We start from the raw sequence: 4,012 nt of genomic DNA on the forward strand, positions 1-4,012 counted from the left end.
TTGTTCTTTTGATAAAATTAAATTTTATAAAAATTGTTTAAGGTATGAAAAATTAATGCAAAATATTAGAAATTTTTCAATTATAGCTCATATCGATCACGGAAAAAGCACATTAGCGGATAGAATTATTAGTGAGTGTGGTGCTATTAGCGATAGATTAATGAGTAATCAAGTTATGGATACTATGGATATAGAAAAAGAAAGGGGTATTACTATTAAAGCACAGTCTGTGCGTTTAGAATACACTTTTAATAATCAAGAATATATTTTAAATTTAATAGACACCCCAGGTCACGTTGATTTTTCTTATGAGGTTAGTAGATCATTAGCAAGTTGTGAAGGAGCTTTGCTTGTTGTTGATGCTACTCAGGGTGTTGAAGCACAAACTATAGCTAATGTATATATAGCTTTAGAAAATAATCTTGAAATTATTCCAGTGATCAATAAAATTGATCTTCCCTCAGCTAATGTAGAAAAAGTAAAACACGAAATAGAACATATTATAGGTATAGATTGTAAAGAGGCAATTTGCGTAAGTGCAAAAACAGGTCAAGGTATAAAAGAGCTTATAGAAGCAATTATTACCAAAGTGCCAGCTCCAAAAATTAATAATGAAGCTCCCACAAAAGCCTTAATTTATGATTCTTGGTTTGATAATTATTTAGGTGCTTTAGCTTTAGCAAGAATTTATGAAGGACAAATTGCTAAAAATGATGAAATATTAATTATGAGCACAGATAAAAAACATTTGGTTCAAGATCTTTTTTATCCTCATCCTTTAAATCCTATAAAAACAAAGACTTTAAATTCAGGTGAAGTAGGGGTTGTAGTCTTAGGTTTAAAAAATGTAAGCGATGTTCAAGTTGGTGATACAATAACTCTTGTAAAAAATAAAGCTAAAGAACCTATTTCTGGCTTTGAAAAAGCAAAAGCTTTTGTTTTTGCAGGACTTTATCCTATAGAAACAGATAAATTTGAAGATTTAAGAGATGCTCTTGATAAATTAAAGCTTAATGATAGTTCTATTACTTATGAGCCAGAAACTTCTTTGGCTCTAGGCTTTGGCTTTAGGGTAGGATTTTTAGGGCTTTTACATATGGAAGTGATCAAAGAAAGACTTGAAAGAGAATTTAATCTTGATTTGATTGCCACTGCACCAACCGTAACTTATGAAATTCATCAAACAGATGGAGTGATATTAAAAATTCAAAATCCAAGCGAACTTCCACCAGTTAATAAAATTGATTTTATCAAAGAGCCTTATGTTAAAGCTACAATCATAACACCTAGTGAATTTTTAGGAAATTTAATCACTCTTTTAAACCGCAAAAGAGGGGTACAAGTTAAGATGGATTATATTACCCCTCAAAGAGTTTTACTTGAATATGATATACCTTTAAATGAAATAGTAATGGATTTTTATGATAAATTAAAAAGTCTTACTAAAGGTTATGCAAGTTTTGATTATGAGCCTATTGAATTTAGAGTAGGAGATCTTGTTAAGCTTGATATTAAAGTAGCAGGAGAAAATGTTGATGCACTAAGTATTATAGTTCCAAATGAAAAAGCACTTTCAAAGGGAAGAGAGCTTGTAAAAGCTATGAAAGAGATAGTTCCAAGACAACTTTTTGAAGTGGCTATCCAAGCAAGCATTGGCAATAAAATCATAGCAAGAGAAAACGTAAAATCTATGGGGAAAAATGTTACCGCAAAATGTTATGGTGGAGATATTACAAGAAAAAGAAAACTACTTGAAAAACAAAAAGAAGGTAAAAAAAGAATGAAAGCCATTGGAAAAGTGCATTTACCACAAGAAGCATTTTTAAGTGTTTTAAAAATCGATTAAAGAATTATCTAAAATTTTAGATAATTCTTTTTATATTTTAATTTATCATTTCTTCAATCTCCTCATCAATGACTTCTGCAATTATTTCTTTATTAAAAGTATGCAAAGGAAGTTTGGTTCTATTGGATACAATTAACACAACTATAGGTTTTAGAATTTTATTTGAAGAAGCTAATATCATAGAAGCATTTAATTTGTCTTTGAAAAAATTTTTATCTTCTTGAATCATTTTATCTACAATCATACTAAATTCTGAAGCTTCTGCATTTGAAAGTTTAAATAGAGTGCTTAAAGTTATAATATGATTGAAAAATATTCTTTGTTTTTTAGTTAAATCATCCTCTATATAATTATCTAATATATTTTTTGTAATTTTAGAAACACCGATTCCATCTATCATACCTCCGACAAATCCTCCAACCAAATTTCCAACGCCAGGAACAACAGAACCTAATGCTGCACCTGTTATAATAGCACCAGCCACTCCACCAGCAATTGAACTAGAATTAACTATTATATTTTTCACACATTGCATAGATGATATCTTTCCTCTCATCATCTGATGAATTTCTATACCAGAAGTAATTGCCATCATAGTTGCTGCAACAACTACTTGCCCTCTTAAGGCATTATTAGCTGCATTTTGCATAGCAGTAGTAGTTTTTATGGCTTCTTTTCCGGAAGATAAAGCTAAACCTTGAGCTATTCTTTGACCTAATGCTCCTTTAAAATTAAAATTTATTACTTGCTGTAAAAATTTATTAACAAGTTCAATTCTTTGCACTTGAGTTGCAATCATATAAACAGTAAAAGCTTGCCCTCCTGATTTAAATGCTAAAATTGCAGATTGTCTTATAGCTTCTTTTATATTTTGATTTTGATAATATAAAACATATGTATTAATAACAAAACTTATGCCAAAAGCTGTGCTTGCAACTACAGCTCCATTTTTTGCATCAAATTTTAAGCTTTCCTTGGAGCAAAATTTAGAATAATTTTTAGCTTCTTGATATGTTACGCTACCTTTTTTTATAATATTTTTAGCTTCACTTGGATCACTTATTCCTGGGACTTTACCCTGTGCTATTTTCTCTTCCATATTTTTTACAGCATAATCATATTGATCTTTTGGAACTTCCAAGGTCATAGGTTTATTATCCTTTGTATAATAACGATAATTTCCATTTCCTTGATTGTCAAAAGCAGAGTTTATTGTTTTTTGAGGAGTTTTGTAATATTTAGTTTGTATTTCTACACCATTTACAATCCTATCAGCTCCATTTTTTGCATTATCTCCTCCAACAATCTTGGCATTTTTTGTTATTTGATCAATAATTTTTTCATTTTGATGATTCATAAGTTCAGCTGCTAAACCGTGTCCTGTTTGTTTATTTTGAAAAATTGCGAAATTGTTAATCCAATTTTTAGATACTCCAAGCATAGTAGTAATTGTTGTGGAAGCATTAGAAATCGATTTAGCTATTCTTTGACTATATTCTTGAAGACTTTCATTTTCATTTAATATAGGATTTATTTCTTCGCTTAATTTTTCGCATATTTTTTCTGTTTCTTCGCAAATAGGAGAACAAAAGTATTCTTCAGTGTCATCATCAGTTTTATTTTTATATTTTGCCGCTAAACAACTTTCACAAAATTTAAATTTATATTTATTGATATCGTTTATATAATATTCATCTGTATTAAAAAAGTATTTTCCAATTTTTTCTTGATTTGTAATTAAATCATCAAATTCTTCTTCATTGAAAAAAGGCTCTTGTTTTTTATTTGTTAAAGTATTTTTATTAAATGTTTTAAAAAAGTCTTTTTTGGTAATTCTATCAACATTTTTTGTTATATCATCTAAAATAAAAAATAAATTTTGTAAGAAATTTTCATTAAAAATAAAATATTCTTGTCCTAATTTTATTCTTGTAACATCATCGTATATATCTATAGAAGAAATTATAACATCTTCATTTGTTTGTAAAATTAATTTTTGTTCTTTTTTGTTGTCTTCTTTTTCTTTTAAAAAAGAGTATAAAATTTCACTTTCCCTGACAAAAGATAAAACATTATCATTAATATTTTTTAATTTTATATCAATTGCTAAGATTAAATCGGTTAATTTTCTTAATTCTACAAAAAAATAAATAAAAGGTATAAAAA

Annotated in this window: 2 protein-coding genes; one reads left to right on the forward strand and one right to left on the reverse strand. The window is 28.0% G+C overall.

What is annotated here, in order from left to right:
• Positions 1-55: 55 nt before the first annotated feature.
• Complete coding sequence (gene lepA / locus JG677_RS07325; RefSeq protein WP_200285991.1) at positions 56-1,846, forward strand: translation elongation factor 4; 1,791 nt, start codon at positions 56-58, stop codon at positions 1,844-1,846.
• Positions 1,847-1,883: 37 nt separating this feature from the next.
• On the opposite strand, the gene JG677_RS07330 is transcribed toward lepA, so the two are convergent.
• On the reverse strand, positions 1,884-4,012 hold a 2,129-nt coding region (locus tag JG677_RS07330; RefSeq protein WP_200285993.1), incomplete at its 5' end, for a hypothetical protein.

Source organism: Campylobacter sp. TTU-622 (assembly GCF_016598965.1).
In the GTDB taxonomy this organism is placed as follows: Bacteria; Campylobacterota; Campylobacteria; order Campylobacterales; family Campylobacteraceae; genus Campylobacter_D.